At 68.0% G+C, this 20452-nt stretch carries 19 protein-coding genes and 1 other RNA gene; 15 read left to right on the forward strand and 5 right to left on the reverse strand.

Translation table 11 applies throughout. The features are described 5' to 3' along the window. Window positions 1-61: 61 nt before the first annotated feature. From gatB to gatC, 3 genes are read right to left on the reverse strand one after another with little or no spacing between them, the layout of a single operon-like run. Window positions 62-1519 (reverse strand): Asp-tRNA(Asn)/Glu-tRNA(Gln) amidotransferase subunit GatB, encoded by a 1458-nt coding sequence (gatB, locus tag O9Y01_RS06880; RefSeq protein WP_269630797.1) that lies wholly within the window; start codon window positions 1517-1519, stop codon window positions 62-64. A gap of 2 nt (window positions 1520-1521) precedes the next feature. After that, on the reverse strand, window positions 1522-3009 hold the full coding sequence (gene gatA, locus O9Y01_RS06885) for an Asp-tRNA(Asn)/Glu-tRNA(Gln) amidotransferase subunit GatA (protein ID WP_269630798.1): 1488 nt from the start codon (window positions 3007-3009) through the stop codon (window positions 1522-1524). Further along, window positions 3006-3305 carry an Asp-tRNA(Asn)/Glu-tRNA(Gln) amidotransferase subunit GatC gene (gatC, locus tag O9Y01_RS06890; protein WP_183102364.1) on the reverse strand — a complete coding sequence of 100 codons (300 nt, stop codon included), beginning with the start codon at window positions 3303-3305 and terminating at the stop codon, window positions 3006-3008. The genes gatA and gatC overlap by 4 nt, the downstream gene beginning before the upstream one ends. A gap of 369 nt (window positions 3306-3674) precedes the next feature. Here gatC and O9Y01_RS06895 point away from each other — a divergent pair, with 369 nt between their 5' ends. The 6 genes from O9Y01_RS06895 (at window position 3675) to rodA (ending at window position 9717) form a co-directional block, all read left to right on the forward strand. Next, window positions 3675-4718: a rod shape-determining protein gene (locus tag O9Y01_RS06895; protein WP_183102363.1), complete on the forward strand. Its 1044-nt coding sequence runs from the start codon at window positions 3675-3677 to the stop codon at window positions 4716-4718. A 49-nt stretch (window positions 4719-4767) separates the two neighbouring features. After that, window positions 4768-4852: non-coding RNA, sX9 sRNA (locus O9Y01_RS06900), on the forward strand. A 21-nt stretch (window positions 4853-4873) separates the two neighbouring features. Continuing rightward, window positions 4874-5890 (forward strand): rod shape-determining protein MreC, encoded by a 1017-nt coding sequence (gene mreC / locus O9Y01_RS06905; RefSeq protein WP_269630799.1) that lies wholly within the window; start codon window positions 4874-4876, stop codon window positions 5888-5890. Beyond that, window positions 5887-6408 carry a rod shape-determining protein MreD gene (mreD, locus tag O9Y01_RS06910; protein ID WP_269630800.1) on the forward strand — a complete coding sequence of 174 codons (522 nt, stop codon included), beginning with the start codon at window positions 5887-5889 and terminating at the stop codon, window positions 6406-6408. Before mreC ends, mreD begins: the two co-directional genes overlap by 4 nt. Window positions 6409-6427: 19 nt before the next feature. After that, window positions 6428-8563, forward strand: coding sequence for a penicillin-binding protein 2 (gene mrdA, locus O9Y01_RS06915; RefSeq protein WP_269630801.1), 2136 nt, complete (start codon window positions 6428-6430; stop codon window positions 8561-8563). Then, window positions 8560-9717 (forward strand): rod shape-determining protein RodA, encoded by a 1158-nt coding sequence (gene rodA / locus O9Y01_RS06920; protein WP_269630802.1) that lies wholly within the window; start codon window positions 8560-8562, stop codon window positions 9715-9717. The genes mrdA and rodA overlap by 4 nt, the downstream gene beginning before the upstream one ends. A 30-nt stretch (window positions 9718-9747) precedes the next feature. On the opposite strand, the gene O9Y01_RS06925 is transcribed toward rodA, so the two are convergent. Then, entirely contained in the window at window positions 9748-11280 is a 1533-nt protein-coding gene (locus tag O9Y01_RS06925) for a sensor histidine kinase (RefSeq protein ID WP_269630803.1), read from the reverse strand. 76 nt (window positions 11281-11356) lie between these two features. Beyond that, window positions 11357-12028, reverse strand: a complete 672-nt coding sequence (locus O9Y01_RS06930) for a response regulator (RefSeq protein WP_183105499.1) — start codon at window positions 12026-12028, stop codon at window positions 11357-11359. Window positions 12029-12198: 170 nt separating this feature from the next. Here O9Y01_RS06930 and recA point away from each other — a divergent pair, with 170 nt between their 5' ends. From recA to O9Y01_RS06975, 9 genes are all read left to right on the forward strand, one after another. Then, the gene (gene recA / locus O9Y01_RS06935) at window positions 12199-13239 is read left to right on the forward strand and encodes a recombinase RecA (protein WP_269630804.1); all 1041 of its coding nucleotides are present in this window, start codon (window positions 12199-12201) and stop codon (window positions 13237-13239) included. A gap of 83 nt (window positions 13240-13322) precedes the next feature. Next, window positions 13323-13808 (forward strand): nuclear transport factor 2 family protein, encoded by a 486-nt coding sequence (locus O9Y01_RS06940; protein ID WP_269630805.1) that lies wholly within the window; start codon window positions 13323-13325, stop codon window positions 13806-13808. A 34-nt stretch (window positions 13809-13842) separates the two neighbouring features. Further along, the gene (locus O9Y01_RS06945) at window positions 13843-14760 is read left to right on the forward strand and encodes a regulatory protein RecX (protein ID WP_269630806.1); all 918 of its coding nucleotides are present in this window, start codon (window positions 13843-13845) and stop codon (window positions 14758-14760) included. 189 nt (window positions 14761-14949) lie between these two features. Beyond that, entirely contained in the window at window positions 14950-15540 is a 591-nt protein-coding gene (locus tag O9Y01_RS06950; protein ID WP_269630807.1) for a DUF2889 domain-containing protein, read from the forward strand. 24 nt (window positions 15541-15564) lie between these two features. Beyond that, entirely contained in the window at window positions 15565-16725 is a 1161-nt protein-coding gene (gene sucC, locus O9Y01_RS06955; protein WP_269630808.1) for an ADP-forming succinate--CoA ligase subunit beta, read from the forward strand. Between the two features lie 20 nt (window positions 16726-16745). After that, window positions 16746-17639: a succinate--CoA ligase subunit alpha gene (sucD, locus tag O9Y01_RS06960; protein ID WP_269630809.1), complete on the forward strand. Its 894-nt coding sequence runs from the start codon at window positions 16746-16748 to the stop codon at window positions 17637-17639. A 222-nt stretch (window positions 17640-17861) separates the two neighbouring features. Further along, complete coding sequence (locus tag O9Y01_RS06965; protein WP_269630810.1) at window positions 17862-18578, forward strand: TerC family protein; 717 nt, start codon at window positions 17862-17864, stop codon at window positions 18576-18578. A gap of 9 nt (window positions 18579-18587) precedes the next feature. After that, the gene (locus O9Y01_RS06970; RefSeq protein ID WP_269630811.1) at window positions 18588-19655 is read left to right on the forward strand and encodes a serine/threonine-protein kinase; all 1068 of its coding nucleotides are present in this window, start codon (window positions 18588-18590) and stop codon (window positions 19653-19655) included. After that, complete coding sequence (locus O9Y01_RS06975; protein WP_269630812.1) at window positions 19652-20440, forward strand: Stp1/IreP family PP2C-type Ser/Thr phosphatase; 789 nt, start codon at window positions 19652-19654, stop codon at window positions 20438-20440. Before O9Y01_RS06970 ends, O9Y01_RS06975 begins: the two co-directional genes overlap by 4 nt. Window positions 20441-20452 lie beyond the last annotated feature (12 nt).

Below are 20452 nucleotides of genomic sequence, written 5' to 3' on the forward strand. Positions count from 1 at the left end.
GCCCCTCAAAGACAAAGGCCGCTGTCTCCAGCGGCCTTTCTTCATGGCGCGGGACCGCGCCTCAGCCGCCCAGCTTCTTCTTCAGCAGCTCATTGACCAGGGCCGGATTGGCCTTGCCCTTGGTGGCCTTCATGGCCTGGCCCACGAGGGCGTTGAAGGCTTTGTCCTTGCCGGCGCGGAACTCGTCCACCGACTTCTGGTTGGCGGCCAGGACGTCGTCGAGGATGCGCTCGATCTCGCCGGTGTCGTTGGACTGCTTCAGGTCCTTGGCGGCGATGATGGCGTCCACGTCCGCACCTTCACCGGCCCAGAGGGCGTCGAAGACCTGCTTGGCGGAGTTGTTGGAGATGGTGCCATCGGCAATGCGGGCGATCAGCTTCGCCAGCAGTTCGGCCTTCACCGGCGCGGCGTCGATCTCGATGCCTTCGCTGTTCAGCCGCTTGCTGATCTCGCCCATCACCCAGTTCGCCACCAGCTTGGGCGCCGCGCCCGCGGCCTTGGCAGCCTCGTAGTAGCGGGCCGTCTTCAGGCTCTGGGTCATCATGCTGGCGTCGTACTCGGGCAGGCCGTCCGCCTCGATGAAGCGCTTGGCCATCACGCCAGGCAGCTCGGGCATCTCGCCGCGCACCTTCTCCACCCATTCCGGCGCGATCACCAGCGGCGGGAGGTCGGGGTCGGGGAAGTAGCGGTAGTCGGCCGAGTCTTCCTTGGAGCGCATGGCGCGGGTCTCGCCGGTGTCCGGGTTGTAGAGCACCGTGGCCTGCTGGATCTTGAGGCCGTCCTCGATCTGGTCGATCTGCCAGTTCACCTCGTAGTTCACTGCGTCCACGAGGAAGCGGAAGCTGTTGAGGTTCTTGATCTCGCGGCGCGTGCCATAGGGCTCGCCGGGCTTGCGGACCGAGACGTTGACGTCGCAGCGGAAGGAGCCTTCCTGCATGTTGCCGTCGCAGATGCCCAGCCACATCACCAGGGCGTGCAGGGTCTTGGCGTACTCGCAGGCCTCGGCGGCGGAGCGCATGTCGGGCTCGGAGACGATCTCCAGCAGCGGCGTGCCGGCGCGGTTCAGGTCGATGCCGGACTGGCCGTGGTAGTCCTCGTGCAGGCTCTTGCCGGCGTCTTCCTCCAGGTGCGCACGGGTGAGGTTCACGACCTTCTTCTCGTCGCCGACGAAGAACTCCACCGTGCCGCCCTGCACCACCGGGATCTCGAACTGCGAGATCTGGTAGCCCTTGGGCAGGTCAGGGTAGAAGTAGTTCTTGCGGGCGAAGATGGACAGCGGCGCCACCTTGGCGCCCACGGCCAGGCCGAAGCGGATGGCACGGTCCACCGCGGCGCGGTTGAGCACCGGCAGGGTGCCGGGCAGGGCCAGGTCCACGGGCGAGGCCTGGGTGTTGGGCTCGGCGCCGAAGGCGGTCGAGGACCCGCTGAAGATCTTGGACTGGGTGGACAGCTGGACGTGGTTCTCCAGGCCGATCACCACCTCGTAGCCGCGCACCAGCTTGCTGTTGGGCTTGTTCATGCTCAGATTCCGTTCGGGGCACGGGTGTGCCAGTCGGTGGCCTGCTGCAGGGCGTGCGCGGTGTGCAGCAGCTGCCCTTCCTTGAAGTAGTTGCCGATCAGCTGCAGGCCGACGGGCATGCCGGCCTCGCCAAAGCCCACCGGCACGCTCATGCCAGGCAGGCCGGCCAGCGAGCCGGGCAGCGTGAAGATGTCGGCCAGGTAGGCCTTGACCGGATCCTCCGCGCCTTCGCCAGCCTTCCAGGCCACGCTGGGGGCCACCGGGCCGGCGATGACGTCGCAGTGCTGGAAGGCCTGCTGGAAGTCGTCGGCGATCATGCGGCGCAGCTTCTGGGCCTGCAGGTAGTAGGCGTCGTAGTAGCCATGGCTCAGCACATAGGTGCCGATCATGATGCGGCGCTTGACCTCGGGGCCGAAGCCCTCGGCACGGGTCTTCTTGTACATGTCAAGAAGATCGGTGTAGTTGGCAGCGCGATGGCCGAACTTGACGCCATCAAAGCGGCTCAGGTTGGAGCTGGCCTCGGCCGGGGCGATGATGTAGTAGACGGGGATGGCCAGCTCCGTGCGGGGCAGGCTCACCTCCACCAGCGTGGCGCCCAGCTTCTCCAGCTCGGCCAGGCCCTGGCGCACGGCGCTGTTGACGTCGGCGGACAGCGCGGCGGGGAAGAACTCCCGGGGCAGGCCGATGCGCAGACCCTTCAGCGGCTGTGCGGGCGTGGCGCCTTCGCGGGGGGCCAGCATCTGCGCATGGAAGTCCTGCGGGGGCTGGTTGATGCTGGTGGCATCGCGCTCGTCAAAGCCGCTCATGGCGGACAGCAGCAGGGCGCAGTCCTCGGCCGAGCGGGCCATGGGGCCGGCCTGGTCCAGGCTGGAGGCGAAGGCGATCATCCCGTAGCGCGAGCACACGCCGTAGGTCGGCTTGATGCCGGTGATGCCGGTGAAGCTGGCCGGCTGGCGGATCGAGCCGCCGGTGTCGGTGCCGGTGGTGGCGGGCACCAGGCGGGCCGCCACGGCCACGGCCGAGCCGCCCGAGGAGCCGCCGGGCACGCGGCTGCGGTCCCAGGGGTTGTGGGCCGGGCCGAAGGCGCTGTTCTCGTTGGCCGAGCCCATGGCGAACTCGTCGCAGTTGAGCTTGCCCAGCGAGAAGGTGCCGGCCGCATTCAGGCGGGCCACGACGGTGGCGTCAAAGGGGCTGCGGTAGCCGGCCAGGATCTTGGAGCCGGCCGTGGTGGGCATGTCCGCGGTGACGTAGATGTCCTTGTGCGCCAGCGGGATGCCCAGCAGGGGGCTGGCCTCGCCGGCAGCCAGGCGGCGGTCGGCCTCGGCCGCATGGGCCAGGGCGCCGTCGGCGTCCACATGGAGGAAGGCGCCCAGTTGCGACGAGCCGGTAACCCGTGCAAGAAGGTGTTGGGTCAGTTCGGTGGCGGAGAAGGCCTTGGCGCGCAGGCCCTGGCCGAGCTCGGCCACGCCCATTTCGTGGAGAGACTTCATTCGATGACCTTGGGGACCAGGAAGAGGCCGTCCTCGACGGCGGGGGCGCTTCGCTGGTTGAGCTCGCGCTGGTTGCTCTCGGTGACCGCGTCCTCGCGCAGGCGCAATTGCACGTCCTGCACGGCGGAAAGCGGCGTGTAGAGCGGCTCGACACCGCTGGTGTCCACCGCGCTCATCTGCTCGACGATGGAGAAAAAGCCATTGAGCTGGCCGAGCAAGGCGCCTTGCTCCGCCTCGGAAAGTTCGAGGCGGGCGAGGTTGGCGATGCGGCTCACGTCATCCTGGGTCAGGGCCATGGGCGAGTCCGGGTCGGTTGGAGGTCCTGGGCATCGCGTCGATGCTCGATGAAAACTCGGCGTCGGACGCGATGCATTGCCGCTTACAGACTGCAAAAACAGGGGCTGTCAGGGGCTAGTCAGGGGTCTAAACAAAGGGGTGATCGGGTATTATCTCCGCTTATCTCCATGGTAACGGGGCTGCAGGCCGCCAAGGCACCGGCAGCCTCGTTGCACATGGTGCGAACACCCCTGTGCAGCCCTGGTGTCACCGCCTCGGCTGCATTCGTTTGACGCCCGCCGCCCCTCCCGAGGCCCATCCTGAGAATTGCCAGTGCCGAGCCCGCGTGATCCCTGCCGCCGCCCGGCCTGAAGCCCCAGCCCCACACCATGTTTTCGTCCCTGCGCCGCTACTTCTCCACCGACCTGGCCATCGACCTCGGCACCGCCAACACGCTGATCTATGTGCGTGGCAAGGGCATCGTGCTGGATGAACCCTCCGTCGTCGCCATCCGCCACGAAGGTGGCTCCAGCGGCAAGAAGACCATCCAGGCCGTCGGCCGCGAGGCCAAGGCCATGCTGGGCAAGGTGCCCGGCAACATCGAGGCCATCCGCCCGATGAAGGACGGCGTGATCGCCGACTTCGTGATCACCGAGCAGATGATCAAGCAGTTCATCAAGATGGTGCATGACACCAAGCTGCTGCGCCCCTCGCCCTGCATCATCATCTGCGTGCCCTGCGGCTCGACCCAGGTCGAGAAGCGCGCCATCCGTGACGCCGCCCTGGGTGCCGGCGCCTCGCGCGTCGAGCTCATCGAGGAACCCATGGCCGCAGCCATCGGCGCCGGCCTGCCGGTCTCCGAAGCCTCGGGCTCCATGGTCATCGACATCGGCGGCGGCACCACCGAGGTCGGCGTGATCTCGCTGGGCGGCATGGTCTACAAGGGCTCGGTGCGCGTCGGCGGCGACAAGTTCGACGAAGCCATCATCAACTACATCCGCCGCAACTACGGCATGCTGATCGGCGAGCCCACCGCCGAGGCCATCAAGAAGCAGATCGGCTCCGCCTTCCCCGGCTCCGAGGTGAAGGAGATGGAAGTGAAGGGCCGCAACCTCAGCGAGGGCGTGCCGCGCAGCTTCACCATCTCGTCCAACGAGATCCTGGAAGCCCTGACCGACCCGCTGAACCAGATCGTGTCCGCCGTGAAGAACGCGCTGGAGCAGACCCCGCCCGAGCTGGGTGCCGACATCGCCGAGCGCGGCATGATGCTGACCGGCGGCGGCGCCCTGCTGCGTGACCTGGACCGCCTGCTGGCCGAGGAAACCGGCCTGCCGGTGCTGGTGGCCGAGGACCCGCTGACCTGCGTGGTGCGCGGTTGCGGCATGGCGCTGGAGCACATGGAACGCCTCGGCTCCATCTTCGCTTCGGAGTGAGGCCTGCTGCGCGGCCGCCATGCGTCGCTGGGCGGTGCTCGGGATCCTCACGTACCTGCAGTACGTTCCGGTCCCTGCGCTCCGTCCGCCTAGCCTGGCGCCCGCTCGCGACGGCCCGATACACCGTGATGGCCTGACCCACTAGTTCGCACGCCATGCCCTTCGGCACCCTGGAGCGCAATGCGCCGCCGCTGTTCCGCCAAGGCCCCTCGGCCTTGACGCGGCTGCTGCTGTGCGCGGCCTTCGCCATTTTCCTGATGGTGCTGGACGCCCGCTTCAAGGTGGCGCAGCCGGCGCGCACGGCCGTGGCCCTGGTGCTCAACCCGGCGCAGCGCCTGCTGCTGTCGCCCGTCGATGCCTGGGAGAACCTGGGCGACTACCTCCGTGGCATGGAGAAGGCCATGGCGGCCGAGGACCTGGCGCGGCGCCAGCTCGTGGCACAGGCCGAGCGCCTGTCGCGCGCCCAGCAGCTGCAGGCCGAGAACCAGCGCCTGCGCGAGCTGCTCAAGATGCAGCAGGCCCAGTCCGTGAGCGCGGTCGCGGCCGAGGTGCTCTATGAGGCACCGGATCCCTACTCCCGCCGCGTCAGCATCGACCGCGGCAGCCAGCACGGCGTGCACCTCAGCTCGCCGGTGATCACCGAGGCCGGCGTGCTGGGCCAGGTGACGCGGGTCTACACCTTCTCGTCCGAGGTGACCCTCATCACCGACAAGGACGCCGCCATCCCCGTGCTCAACACCCGCACCCAGCAGCGCGGCGTGGCCTTCGGCGGCGAACGCGGCCTGGAGCTGCGCTTCACCGCTGCCAATGCCGACATCCAGGCGGGCGACGTGCTCTCCACCTCGGGCCTGGACGGCATCTACCCCCCGGGCCTGCCGGTGGCCAAGGTGGCCCAGGTGGAACGCCGCGGCGACACCAGCTTCGCCCGCGTGAGCCTGCAGGCCACCGTGCCCGTGGACAGCGTGCGCCATGTGCTGGTGCTGGCCCCGCTGGCCGTGCATGAGGCTGCCCGCGCCGAGGCCGCCGAGGCCGCCAGCAAGGAAGCGCAGGCCCTGGCCGAGCGCAAGGCCCAGGCCAAGGCCGATGCCAAGCTGCGGGCCGCCGAGCTGAAGGCGGCGAAGGAGGCTGCCAAGGAAGCGAGCAAGGACAGCAAGGGAGGGACTCCGCGATGATCATGCCGCGCGCCGCCAGCCAGCTGCTGCTGCCGGCCAACCCTCTCTTCATCGCCTTCAGCCTGCTGCTGGCCCTGATGCTGGACATGGTGCCCCTGGGCCGCCAGCCGGCCATGCCGGACTTCCTGTCCATCGTGCTGGTGTTCTGGAACGTGCACCAGCCACGCCGGGTCAACGTCGGCTGGGCCTTCCTCTTCGGCCTGCTGGTGGACGTGCATCACGGCGCCCTGCTGGGCCAGCACGCCCTGGCCTACAGCGGCCTGAGCTTCGGCGCCGTCGCGCTCCACCGCCGCCTGCCCTGGTTCACGCGCTGGGGTCAGGCCTTGCATGTGCTGCCGCTGTTCGCGCTGGCCCATGCGGTGTCCCTGGTGGTGCGCCTGGCCGTGGGCGGCATGTGGCCGGGCTGGCCGTTGCTGCTGGCGCCTTTCTTCGAGGCCCTGCTGTGGCCCCTGGCCAGCTGGATCCTGCTGGCGCCGCAGCGCCGTCCGCCCGACCGCGACGAGCACCGCCCGCTGTGAGGCGGGGCCCTCTGCCGCCATGACCCAGCTGCACAACGTCCACCAGGAGCAGTCGCGCTTTCGCGTGCGGGTGCTGGCGGCCGCCGGCTTCGTGCTGTTCTGCTTCGGCCTGCTGGCCGCGCGCCTGGTCTATCTGCAGGTGATGCAGCACGAGACCCTGCTGGAGCGCGCCGAGTCCAATCGCGTGACCGTGGTGCCCATCGTGCCCAACCGCGGCCTCATCGTGGACCGCAACGGCGTGGTGCTGGCCAGCAACTACTCGGCCTACACGCTGGAGATCACGCCCTCCAAGGTGGTCGACCTGGAAGCCACCATCAACGAGCTGGCCGAGGTGGTGGAGATCCAGGGCCGCGACCGCAAGCGCTTCAAGCGCCTGATGGAGGAGAGCAAGAACTTCGAGTCCCTGCCCATCCGCACCAAGCTGACGGACGCCGAGGTGGCGCGCTTCGCCGCCCAGCGTTTCCGCTTCCCCGGCGTGGACATCAAGGCGCGACTCTTCCGCAGCTACCCGCTGGGCGAGGTGGGCAGCCACCTGATCGGCTACATCGGCCGCATCAACCAGGCCGAGAAGAAGGCCATGGAGGAATGGGCGGACGAGGACGTCGCCAACTACCGCGGCACCGAGTACATCGGCAAGCTGGGCCTGGAGCAGTACTACGAGCGCGAGCTGCACGGCCAGACCGGCTTCGAGCAGATGGAGACCAGCGCCGCCGGCCGCGCCGTGCGCCGGCTGCGCCACCAGCCGCCCACGCCGGGCAATACGCTGAAGCTGTCCATCGACATCCGTCTGCAGGCGCTGGTGGAGGAGCTGTTCAAGGACCGCCGCGGCGCGCTGGTGGCCATCGACCCTCGCAACGGTGAGGTCCTGGCCTTTGTCTCCAAGCCGACCTTCGACCCCAACCTCTTCGTCGACGGCATCGACGCCGACAGCTGGACCGCGCTCAACGAGGACATCGACAAGCCCCTGCTCAACCGTGCCCTGCGCGGCACCTACCCGCCGGGCTCCACCTTCAAGCCCCTGATGGCCATGGCCGCGCTCAACAGCGGCAAGCGCGCCGCCAGCACGGTGATCATGGACAACCTGACCTACAGCTTCGGCGGCCGCACGTTCGGCAGCCCGGAGACCGATCGCCCCGGCCCCAAGGACATGCGCCTGGCCATCGTCAGCTCCTCCAACGTCTACTTCTACAGCCTCGCCAACGAGATGGGCGTGGACCTGATCCACGACCAGCTGGAGCCCTTCGGCCTGGGCCGCAAGACCGGCATCGACTTGGCTGGCGAGGTGACGGGCGACCTGCCTTCGCAGGATTGGAAGCGCAAGAAGTTCCGCAAGGCCGAGCAGCAGAAGTGGTACGCCGGCGAGACCATCTCGCTGGGCATCGGCCAGGGTTACAACAACTTCACCATGCTGCAGATGGCCACGGCCTACGCCACGCTCTCCACCGGCGGCCAGCGCTTCAAGCCCCGGCTGGTGCGCGAGATCGAGGATGTGGTCCAGCACCAGGGCCGGCTCATCGCCAGCGAGGCCCTGGACCCGATCCCCCTCAAGCCCGAACAGGTGGACGTGATCCGCAATGCCATGAACGGCGTGACGCTGGAGGGCACCTCGCGCCAGGTCTTCATGGGCGCGCCCTACCAGAGCGGCGGCAAGACCGGCACCGCGCAGGCCGTGGGCCTGAAGGCCGGCGAGAAGTACAGCAGCATCAAGGCCGACGAGCACAAGCGCGACCACTCGCTCTACGTCGCCTTCGCGCCGGTGGACAAGCCCACCATCGCCCTGGCCGTGATCGTGGAGAACGCGGGCTGGGGCTCGGGCGCCGCCGCGCCCATCGCTCGGCGCGTGTTCGACTACGCCCTGCTGGGCCAGTACCCCAGCGAGGAAGACATCGCCCAGACGCAGCAGGGCAAGACCATGGCCCCGATCGGCACGCCACGCAAAGCCAGCGAGGTGCCCCTGCCCGGCCAGCCGGTGCTGGTGCCGCTGGCGTCCAGCGCGGCTTTGCCGGCCTCTACGGCCTCGGCGGCCTCGCCTGTCTCGGTGGCCGCCGCGCCCGCCGCCGCAGCCAGCCGCGGGACGCCGTCCGCCACTGTGCCGGCCCGTCCGGCCGTCTCGGCCGTCTCGGCCGGTGCCACCGCCAGCGGAGTCCGTCCATGAACAACAGCTTCAGCCTGCACGCCCTGCGCAGCCGACTCCGGCCCTGGGTGGAGGGCCTGGACTGGCCCCTGCTCCTGGCCGTGCTCTGGCTGATGGGCCTGGGCCTCTTCTGCATGTACTCGGCAGGCTACGACCACGGCACGCGTTTCGTCGACCATGCCCGCAACACGCTGCTGTGCCTGGGTGTCATGCTGGTCATGGCCCAGGTGCCGCCACAGCGCCTGATCAAGATCGCCGTGCCGCTGTACAGCGTCGGCCTGCTGCTGCTGCTGGCCACAGCCCTGTTCGGCGTGACCAAGAAGGGCGCGACGCGCTGGCTCAACGTGGGCATCACCCAGATCCAGCCCTCCGAGATCCTCAAGATCGCGATGCCGCTGATGCTGGCCTGGTGGTTCCAGAAGCGCGAGGGCCAGCTGCGCCTGCCTGACTTTGCCGCTGCCTTCGTGCTGCTGGCCGTGCCCGTGGGCCTGATCGCCAAGCAGCCGGACCTGGGCACCGCCCTGCTGGTGCTGGCCGCCGGGCTCTACGTGATCTTCTTCGCCGGCCTGTCCTGGAAGCTGATCCTGCCGGTGATGGTGGCCGGCGGCATCGGCATCGCCGCCCTGGTGATGAGCGAGGAGCAGATCTGCCAGCCCGACGTCACCTGGCCCGTGCTGCGCGAGTACCAGAAGCACCGCGTCTGCACGCTGCTGGATCCCAGCAAGGACCCGCTGGGCAAGGGCTTCCACATCATCCAGGGCGAGATCGCCATCGGCTCCGGCGGCGTCACGGGCAAGGGCTTCATGAAGGGTACGCAGACCCACCTGGAGTTCATCCCCGAGCGGACCACCGATTTCATCTTCGCAGCCTATGGCGAGGAGTTCGGCCTGATCGGCGCGGCGGCCCTGCTGCTGGGCTTCACCGCGTTGATCCTGCGCGGCCTGGTCATCGCCTTCGAGGCGCCCACGCTGTTCGGCCGGCTCATGGCCGGCGCGGTGACGCTGTCCTTCTTCACCTATGTGTTCGTGAACATGGGCATGGTCAGCGGCATCCTGCCTGTGGTGGGGGTGCCCCTGCCCTTCATCTCCTATGGCGGCACGGCCATGGTGATGCTGGGCCTGAGCCTGGGCATCCTGCTGAGCATCGCCAAGTCCAAGCGCTACAAGCGGCACTGAGGTCGCGGCCGCCGCGGCACCCGCGGCGCTTCAGCCACGGGCGGCTTCGGTGTCGTCCGGCCCGGCCCCGGCCTCGGGCTCGGCCACCGGATGGGCATGGAAGCGGATGGTGAAGCGCGCGCCCGGGCCCATGCCGTCGGGCTCGACGAAGCCGGGGCGCCGCGGGCGGGCGTCGTCCAGCGTGAGCTCGGCCTCGTGCTGCTGCGCGATCTCCCGCACGATGGCCAGGCCCAGGCCCGAGCCGTCCACGTTCGTTCCCAGGGCCCGGTAGAAGGGCTGGAAGACCTGCTCGCGCTCCGCCTCGGCGATGCCGGGCCCGGAGTCCTCCACCTGCAGCACGCAGACCTGGCCGAAGGGATCCTCGACGATGCGCACGGTGATGGTGCCGCCGGCCGGCGTGTAGAGCAGGGCGTTGTCGACCAGGTTGCGGATCAGCTCGCGGATCAGGATGGGATGGCCCAGGATGCGCAGGCTGCTGTGCTCGTCATCGGGCCCCTCGTAGCCCAGGTCCAGGCGCTTGTCGAGGGCGCGGGGGACGAAGTCGCGCACCGTCTCCATCGCGATCTCGGGCAGGTTGATCTCGGAGCGGCGCGCCGCGTGCTCCTGGTCTTCGGCGCGGGCCATGGCCAGCAGCTGGTTGACCATGTGGGCCGCGCGCTGGCTGGACAGGGCGATCTGCTGCAGCGAGCGCTTGAGCTCCTGCGGCGAGCTGCGACCTTCGTCGATCTCGCGCTGGGCGAACTCTGCCTGCGTGCGCAGGCCCGCCAGCGGCGTCTTGAGCTGGTGGGCCGCGTCGGCCAGGAAGTGCTTCTGCGTGCTCAGCGACTGGTCCAGGCGCTGCAGCAGGTCGTTGATGGCGTGCACCAGGGGCGCCACCTCGTCGGGGATGCGGCGCTCGTCGATGGGGCTGAGGTCCGAGCTGTCACGCGAGCGGATGCGCCGCTGCAGCTCGTTGAGCGGCGCGATGCCTCGGGCCAGCGCCAGCCACACCAGCAGCACGGCCAGGGGCAGGATCACGAACTGCGGCAGGATCACACCCTTGATGATCTCGTTGGTGAGCCGGGAACGCTTGCCCAGGGTCTCGGCCACCTGCACCAGCATCTGCCCCTTGGCGTTGCCCTCCGGCGTCACCCACAGATAGGCCACGCGCACGCTTTCGTTGCTGACCTCGTCGTCGCGGAAGCGCAGCTCCCAGGGCACGACGGCTTCGTCGGGATTGGGCGCGGGGAGTTCCTTGTCGCCGCTGAGGAACTCGCCGCGCGTTCCCTGGACCAGGTAGTAGACGGTGTCGGACTCGTCGGCCCGCAGCAGGGCCGCGGCCTCGGGTGAGAGCGCGTAACGCGAGCGTGCGTTGGCCGCTGCCTGGTTGCGCGGTTCCGCGGCCACCTGCAGGCCCAGGGAGCGGGCCATCTCCCCCAGCTCGCGGTCGTAGGGCTTGCTGGCGATGCCCTGGGCGACCAGCCAGGTCAGGGCGACGCTGATGGGCCAGATGACCAGCAGGGGGGCGAGCATCCAGTCCAGGATCTCGCCGAACAGGGAGCGTTGACCGCTGTCAGCTGCCATCAGGCCGGGCTCGGCAGGACAAAGGCAAGACCTGACCCCGTGGGGCATTCAGGGTCTCGGCGAAGCTGCAGCGCATTCAGCCGGGGATCTTTTCCAGGCAGTAGCCCAGGCCGCGCACGGTGGCGATGCGGATGGGCCCCTGCTCGATCTTCTTGCGCAGGCGGTGGATGTAGACCTCGATGGCGTTGTTGCTGACTTCCTCGCCCCATTCGCACAGCCGCTCCACCAGCTGGTCCTTGCTGACCAGGCGGCCGGCGCGCTGCAGCAGCACCTCCAGCAGCGAGAGTTCGCGGGCCGAGAGCTCGACCATCTGCTCGTTGATGTAGGCCACGCGGCCGGTGGCATCGAAGGACAGCGGGCCGTGCTTGATGATGCTGGACGCCGTGCCCAGGCCCCGGCGGGTGAGGGCGCGCACGCGGGCCTCCAGTTCCTGCAGCGAGAAGGGCTTGGCCATGTAGTCATCGGCACCCAGGTCCAGGCCCTTGACGCGCTGCTCGACGCTGTCGGCCGCGGTGAGGATCAGCACCGGCATGGTCGCGCCCCGGGCGCGCAGCTTGCGCAGCACTTCCAGGCCATGCAGCCGGGGCAGGCCCAGGTCGAGGATCACCAGGTCGAACTCATGGGAGGCCAGGGCCGCATCAGCTTCGGTGCCGGTCGAGACCTGGTCCACCGCATAGCCGCTGGAGCGCAGGGCGCGCAGCAGGCCATCGGCCAGCACTTGGTCATCTTCCGCGATCAGGATGCGCATCGGTGTCTCCTTGGCCTTTGCCGCCCGGATGGCAAGGGCGACAGCTTTCCCCCATTCTAGGGACTGAAATCGGTTGCGCACTCCTGCCAGCGCGTGTCAGCAGCCTGCGGCACGACTACTGTACAAACATACAGATTCGGCCATAATGCGTGCACTCACAGGAGCAATCAATGGACGCCCCCGCCAAGACCGTCAACACCGAAAAAGCCAAGGCCCTGCAGGCCGCCCTCGCCCAGATCGAAAAGCAGTTTGGCAAGGGCTCCATCATGCGCCTCGGCGAGGGCGAGAAGATCGAGGACATCCAGGTTGTCTCCACCGGCTCCCTGGGCCTGGACATCGCCCTGGGCGTCGGCGGGCTGCCGCGCGGCCGGGTGATCGAGATCTACGGCCCGGAATCCTCCGGCAAGACCACCCTGACCCTGCAGGTCATCGCCGAGATGCAGAAGCTCAGCGGCGTCTGCGCCTTCATCGACGCCGAGCACGCCCTGGACGTGCAGTACGCCCAGAAGCTGGGCGTGAACCTGCAGGACCTGCTGATCAGCCAGCCTGACACTGGCGAGCAGGCCCTGGAGATCGTGGACGCCCTGGTGCGTTCGGGCTCCGTCGATCTGATCATCGTGGACTCGGTCGCCGCCCTGACCCCCAAGGCCGAACTCGAAGGCGAGATGGGCGACGCCCTGCCCGGCCTGCAGGCTCGCCTGATGAGCCAGGCCCTGCGCAAGCTCACCGCCACCATCAAGAAGACCAACTGCACGGTCATCTTCATCAACCAGATCCGCATGAAGATCGGCGTGATGTTCGGCTCGCCCGAGACCACCACCGGCGGCAATGCGCTGAAGTTCTACGCCTCGGTGCGCCTGGACATCCGCCGCATCGGCTCCATCAAGAAGGGCGAGGAAGTCATCGGCTCCGAGACCAAGGTCAAGGTCGTCAAGAACAAGGTCGCCCCGCCCTTCAAGACCGCCGAGTTCGACATCCTCTACGGCGAAGGCATCAGCCGCGAGGGCGAGATCATTGACATGGGCGTGGCCGCCAAAGTGGTGGACAAGTCCGGTGCCTGGTACGCCTACAGCGGCGAGAAGATCGGCCAGGGCAAGGACAACGCCCGCGAGTTCCTGCGCGAAAACGCCGATCTGGCCATCGAGATCGAGAACAAGATTCGCGAGTCCCTGGGCATTCCCCTGATCGGCGTCGAGGCGAGCGGCGAGTAAGGCTGGAGCACGCCCGCCTCAGCCCAGCCCGCGCTTCCGCGCCTGCCACGCGCATTGCCCCGTCTCCATCCCTCTGCCAGCCCATGCACTCCCTGCCTGATGCCCGTCCGCCCCGGCCCGCCGGCGAGGGCCCGGCCCTGGTGCAGCGCTTCTGGGCGCTGTATCAGGCGCGGCGCTGGGCCGAGGCCCAGGCACTGCTGGCACCGCCGGCCGAATGCCTCTGGTGGGCCACGCAGGAGCGTTTCCGGGGTGCCGATGCCATCGTGCACGTGAATGCTGTCTACCCCGAAGGCTGGACCATCCACCTGCTGGACCTCCAGGCCTTGGCGGACGGCCGTGTGCTGAGCCTGGTGCGGGTGGACCAGGACGGGCACAGCTTCTATGCCAACAGCTACTTCCACGTCCGGGACGGGCTGATCCAGCAGATCGACGAATACTGGTCCGATGTCCAGGCCGCACCGGCCTGGCGGCGGGATCCCCTGGCGCCGCTGATGGGGCGCTCTGCCCTGCCTGCGGACCGTCGCCATGGTCTGCCCCTGGATCCATCGGGCTTGCCGGACCCCGACTGAAGCGCTACGGCCCGCTCCGGGCCCGGACACGACCATGGCCAGCCGCTCCTCATCGCTCAGTCTCAAGGCGCGCGCCATCGCCTTGCTGGCCCAGCGCGAGCACAGTGTGGCCGAGCTGCGGCACAAGCTGCTGCGCCTGGCCCAGTTGCGCGACCTGCAGGCCTGGGAGGCCGAGCAGCGCGTGCCTGCCGGCGCTCGGCTGTCTGGCGAGCCTTCGGGGCTGCCGGGCACGCCCCGGGCGTCTCGCGCCATCGGCAGCTTCGACCTGGCCGAAGACTGGGGCGAGGGTGAGCTCGATGCCTTTCTGGAAGGCTGGGACGCGGCGCCAGCAGCCCTCGATGACGAGGGCGCTTCGCTCCTCGCTGACCTCACCGACCTCACGGGCGACACCGCTGCTGACCTGCACAGCGTCGTGCACGGAGAGCCGGCGGGCACGGCTGACTTCAGCCAAGGCCACGAAGGCCGTGCCGATCCTCACCGGCAGAGCCGGCTGGAAGGCCCAGCCGCTGCCGAGTGCACGCAGCGTCGCGCAAGGGAACGGCCCTCCCGGCGGGCAGTGCCGCCGAGTCCCGAGGCCCGCCAGGCCGTCATGGACGAGGAAAGGCAGCAGGCCCGCGCGGAAGAAGTCGAGCAGCTGTTGCAATGGCTGCAGCAGCGCGCCTACCTCAGCGAAGCCCGCCTGGTGGAATCGCGCATCAATGCGCGGGCCGCCCGCTACGGCAATCTGCGCATCCAGCAGGAGCTGCGACAGCTGGGCGTCGCGCCCGACGAAGCGCAGCAGGCCCGCCTCAAGGAAAGCGAGCTGGAGCGCGCACGCGACGTCTGGCAGCGCAAGTTCGGTGGCCAGGCCCCGGTGGATGCCGCCAGCAGGGCCCGGCAGATGCGTTTCCTGGCCGCGCGGGGCTTTTCCTCGGAGGTCGTTCGACGGGTGCTGCGCGGCGAGGATGAGTGAAGCCTGGCCTGAGCCCGGCCCGGTCGGCACACGGATTGCCAGGGGTCTGCACCAAAAAGAGGCACAGCGACAGCCTCATGACAGGCTTGGTGCAGCGCAACATGCTACATTGGCGGCCTGCGCGAGCGCGCCCGCCGGTCTGACGAGGCCTGCGGGCCGTTTTTTGCGCCTTTGCACCGCCGCTGTTCCATGTCCTCCTTGTCCTCCAGTCCAGAGCGTCAGCTGATGCATCGCCGCGCCATTGCCGTGCAGGTGTATTCGCGCGCCGACGGCCTGTTCGAGGTCGAGGCGGAGCTGCAGGACAGCAAGACCCGCGACATCCCCCTGGCGGGCGGCATCCGTCGTGCCGGCGAGCCCGTGCATGACATGGGCCTGTGGCTGGTCGTCGACCGTCACCTGGACATCCTGGCCGCCACCTCCAGCACCCGCTGGATGCCCTATCCCGGCCAGTGTGACCAGCATGGCGACGCCTACCGGCAACTGGTGGGCCTGAACCTGATGACCGGCTTCCGGGCTGCGGTCAAGCAGCGCCTGGCCGGCGTCAAGGGCTGCACCCACCTCACCGAGCTCTGCCAGCACCTGCCCACCGCGGTGATCCAGGCCTTCGCGGGCGTGGTGCTGGATGTGCGCGAAGGCGCGGAGGATGGCACGCCACCCTTCCAGATCGACCGCTGCCACGCACTTCGCAGCGACGGTGCCGTGGTGCAAACTCATTACCCTCGCTGGTATCGCGGCGCGGCGGTGACCCCGCCAGCCGCCGGTAACGGCAACCTTTCCTGACTATCCATCAAGCGAGACCTCCCCATGAAGATTCACGAGTACCAGGGCAAGGAAATCCTGCGCCAGTTCGGCGTGCCGGTGCCGCGCGGCATTCCCGCGTTCACGGTGCAAGAAGCCGTCGAAGCGGCCCAGAAGCTGGGCGGTCCGGTCTGGGTGGTCAAGGCCCAGATCCACGCCGGTGGCCGTGGCAAGGGTGGTGGCGTGAAGGTCGCCAAGACCCTGGACGATGTGAAGGCCCTGTCCGAAAAGATCCTGGGCATGCAGCTGGTCACGCACCAGACCGGCCCGGAAGGCCAGAAGGTCCGCCGCCTGTACATCGAGGACGGCGCTGACATCAAGAACGAGCTGTACGTCTCCCTGGTCACCGACCGCGGCACGCAGAAGGTGGCCTTCATCGCCTCCAGCGAAGGCGGCATGGACATCGAAGAGGTCGCGCACTCGACCCCCGAGAAGATCATCACCGAGATGATCGACCCGCTGACCGGCCTGACCGAAGCGCAGAGCCGCAAGATCGCCGCGGCCATCGGCCTGACCGGCGCCTCGATCGACCAGGCTGTCGACATCTTCGCCAAGCTGTACAAGTGCTACATGGACACCGACGCGTCGCTGGTGGAGATCAACCCGCTGAACTGCGACTCCAAGGGCAACCTGATCGCGCTGGACGCCAAGTTCAACTTCGACGCCAACGCCCTGTTCCGTCATCCCGAGATCGTGGCCTACCGCGACCTGGACGAAGAGGATCCCGCTGAAGTCGAGGCCTCCAAGTTCGACCTGGCCTACATCTCCCTGGACGGCAACATCGGCTGCCTGGTGAACGGCGCCGGTCTGGCCATGGCCACCATGGACACCATCAAGCTGTTCGGCGGCGAGCCGGCCAACTTCCTGGACGTCGGCGGTGGCGCCACGGCCGAGAAGGTGACCGAGGCCTTCAAGATCATGCTGAAGAACAAGTCCGTGAAGGGCATCCTGGTCAACATCTTCGGCGGCATCATGAAGTGCGACACCATCGCCGAAGGCGTGATCACCGCCTGCAAGGCCGTGAACCTGTCCGTGCCGCTGGTCGTCCGCATGAAGGGCACCAACGAAGAACTGGGCAAGAAGATGCTGGCCGAATCCGGCCTGCCCATCATCGCCGCCGACACGATGGCCGAAGCGGCCACCAAGATCGTCGCTGCCGTCAAGTAAGCCCAGCAAGGAATAGAACCATGAGCATCTACATCAACAAGGACACCAAGGTCATCACCCAGGGCATCACGGGCAAGACCGGTCAATTCCACACCCTGGGCTGCCAGGCCTACGCGAACGGCAAGAACGCCTTCGTCGCCGGCGTGAATCCCAAGAAGGCGGGCGAGAAGTTCTCCGACATCCCCATCTACGCCACCGTCAAGGAAGCGGCCAGCCAGACCGGCGCCACCGTCTCCGTGATCTACGTGCCGCCCGCTGGCGCTGCTGCCGCCATCTGGGAAGCCGTTGAAGCCGACCTGGACCTGGCCATCTGCATCACCGAAGGCATTCCCGTGCGCGACATGCTGGAAGTGCGCAACAAGATGAAGGCCAAGGAAGCCGCTGGCGGCAAGAAGACCCTGCTGCTGGGCCCCAACTGCCCCGGCCTGATCACCCCGGACGAAATCAAGATCGGCATCATGCCCGGTCACATCCACCGCAAGGGCCGCATCGGCGTGGTCTCGCGCTCCGGCACGCTGACCTATGAAGCCGTGGCACAGCTGACCGAGCTGGGCATCGGCCAGTCCTCCGCCGTGGGCATCGGTGGTGACCCGATCAACGGCCTGAAGCACATCGACGTGATGCAGGCCTTCAACGACGATCCGGACACCGACGCCGTGATCATGATCGGCGAGATCGGCGGCCCGGACGAAGCCGAAGCCGCCCGCTGGTGCAAGGCCAACATGAAGAAGCCCATCGTCGGCTTCATCGCCGGTGTCACCGCCCCTCCGGGCAAGCGCATGGGCCACGCCGGCGCGCTGATCTCCGGTGGTGCCGACACGGCTGACGCCAAGCTGGCCATCATGGAAGAGTGCGGTTTCAAGGTGACCCGCAACCCGTCCGAGATGGGCCGTCTCCTGAAGTCGCTGCTGTAAGCGACACCCTCGCCCGGCTGGGCGCTGCTGCGTGGTTTCACGCAGCGGTCGTCCCGGGATGGCGATGGACAATCCCGTCAGGCCATGCCGGTCTGACGCATCAATGTCAAAGGGGGCTTCGGCCCCTTTTGGCGCTTTTGATGCCGGCAAGGCCTGGGGCTGGGCTGCGAAACCCCGTAGACTGGTCCCGCTTGCGGCCTCATCTCTCATTACCTCGTGCACATGGACATGCTCACAAGCCCCGAGTTCTGGCTGGCCGTCGGTCAGATCATCATGATCGACATCCTGCTGGGCGGGGACAACGCCGTCGTGATCGCCCTGGCCTGTCGCAAGCTGCCGGATGCCCAGCGCACCAAGGGCATCATCTGGGGCACCATCGGCGCCATCGTGCTGCGCGTGGTGCTGATCTTCTTTGCGCTGACCCTGCTCAAGCTGCCCTACCTGAAGCTGGTGGGGGCGATCCTGCTGCTGTGGATCGGCATCAAGTTGCTGGTGCCGGAAGATGAAGACGAGCACGGCAACATCCAGGCCAGCGACAAGCTCTGGGCCGCGGTGAAGACGGTGATCCTGGCCGACCTCGTGATGAGCGTGGACAACGTCATTGCCATCGCCGGTGCGGCCGAAGGCGCGGGTGGTGGGCACCAGATGCCCCTGGTCATCTTCGGTCTGCTGGTGTCCATTCCCATCATCGTCTGGGGCAGCCAGCTTGTGATCAAGCTGATGGATCGATTCCCGCTGATCATCACGCTCGGCGGCATGCTGCTGGGCTGGATTGCAGGCACCATGGCCCTGAGCGACCCGGCCGTGCTGCCGCGCCTGGCCCCCGGTCAGTCGGCTGCGCCTGCTCTGTGGCACTACGGCGCCGGTGTCGTGGGTGCCCTGGCAGTGCTGGTGGTCGGCCGGCTGATGGCCATGCGCGCTGCCGCAGCGAGCCGCTGAGGACATCCCATGGGCACCGGTGGCTTTCTGCGCAAATGGTTCGGGAGGGACAAGACCCCGAACGCGGTGCAGCTGGCGCCCGGAGCCACGACCCTGCCGGAAACGGCCCCGCCCTCCGAGCAGCTCAGCAAGCGCTACGCCCTGGGTGACGAGATCGGGCGCGGGGCCATGGCCATCGTCTACAAGGCCACCGACCGGGCCACCGGCCAGCAGCTGGCCATCAAGCGCCTGGCGCTGCAGCGCGAGTTCTCCCAGGAAGACCTGGCCGACGTGCGTGCCCGCTTCATGCGCGAGGCGCGGGCGGCCGCTCATCTGGAACATCCCGACATCCTCCGTGTGCTGGACGCCGGCGAGGCCGACGGTGACACCTGGATCGCCATGGAGTACGTGCTGGGCCGGGACCTCAGCCACTTCACCCGTCCTGGCGAGCTCCTGCCCGTGGCCGAGGTGCTGCAGCTGGTGGCTCGCCTGGCGCGGGCGCTGCACTATGCCCACAGCCATGGCGTGGTCCACCGCGATATCAAGCCGGCCAACATCATGCTGGACCGGGTCAGCCACAGCGTGAAGCTGATGGACTTCGGCATCGCGCGCATCGCCGACGGCAGCCGCACCCGCACCGGCCTGGTGCTGGGCACGCCGTCCTTCATGTCGCCCGAACAGCTGGCCGGTCTGCACGTGGACGGCCGCAGCGATCTCTACTCGCTGGGCGTTCTGCTGTTCCAGCTGCTGACCGGGCAGCTGCCGCACCAGGCGGAGTCCATGGCCAAGCTGATGTACCGCATTGCCAACGAGGCCCCCCCCGACGTGCGCAACTTCCGGCCCGGGCTGCCCGAGGCCCTGGCCATGGTGCTGGCACTGGCGCTGGAGAAGCGCCCGGAGCTGCGCTATGCCAATGGCGAGCAGTTCGCCCAGGACCTCGAAGCGGTGCTCCAGCAGCTGCCGGCGGAGCTCGCTGCGCCGCTGTCCAGCCCGCAAAATCCGCCTGCCGCTGAGGCTTTCGCGCAAACACTGCGCCTCAGTGGCCAGGATCCGGTGCAGAATTCCGCCTCCCAGCCACCGAAAGATTCCCAAGCATGAGTCTGGAGTTCTTCAGCGCGACCGACGTCGGCCGAGCCCGTGACAACAACGAGGATTCGGTCGCCGTGGACGAAGCGGCCCACCTGGCCGTGCTGGCGGACGGCATGGGGGGCTACAACGCCGGCGAGGTCGCCAGCCAGATGCTCACCAGCTTCATCAAGACCGAGCTGGGCCGCTGGCTGCGTGAAGGTGGCGCCAGCGCCACGGTCCAGGACGTCAAGCGCGCCATGGACATCTGCGTGGACAACGCCAACCGCGCCATCTTCAACGCCGCCAACACCAATCCGCGCTATGCCGGCATGGGCACCACGCTCGTGCTCTCGGTGTTCCGCGAAGGCACCCTGCTGCTGGGCCATGTGGGCGATTCCCGCGCCTACCGCCTGCGCGGCGGTCAGCTGACGCAGCTGACCCGGGATCATTCCCTGCTCCAGGAGCAACTGGACGCTGGCCTGCTGACGCCCGAGGAGGCTGTCTTCTCGAGCAACAAGAACCTGGTGACCCGTGCCGTGGGCGTGGAAGACACGGTCCTCCTGGAGCTGCACGAGCATGAAGTGCAGCCCGGCGACCTGTTCCTGATGTGCTCCGACGGGCTCTCGGACATGCTGGATGAGGCAGCCCTGGCACAGTTGCTGCTTCGCAATGCCTCGTTGTCCGAAACGACCCTGTCCCTCATTGACGCGGCCAATGACATGGGCGGCAAGGATAATATTGCGATCGTCCTGGCTCGGGCTGAGGGGCGCTCCAAGTCCGGTACCCGGCCGTGGTGGCCTTTCGGACGCAAGTGAGCAGCTGCTTAC

The organism is Pelomonas sp. BJYL3 (assembly GCF_027257975.1).
GTDB classification, from domain to species: Bacteria; Pseudomonadota; Gammaproteobacteria; order Burkholderiales; family Burkholderiaceae_C; genus Roseateles_B; species Roseateles_B flavus.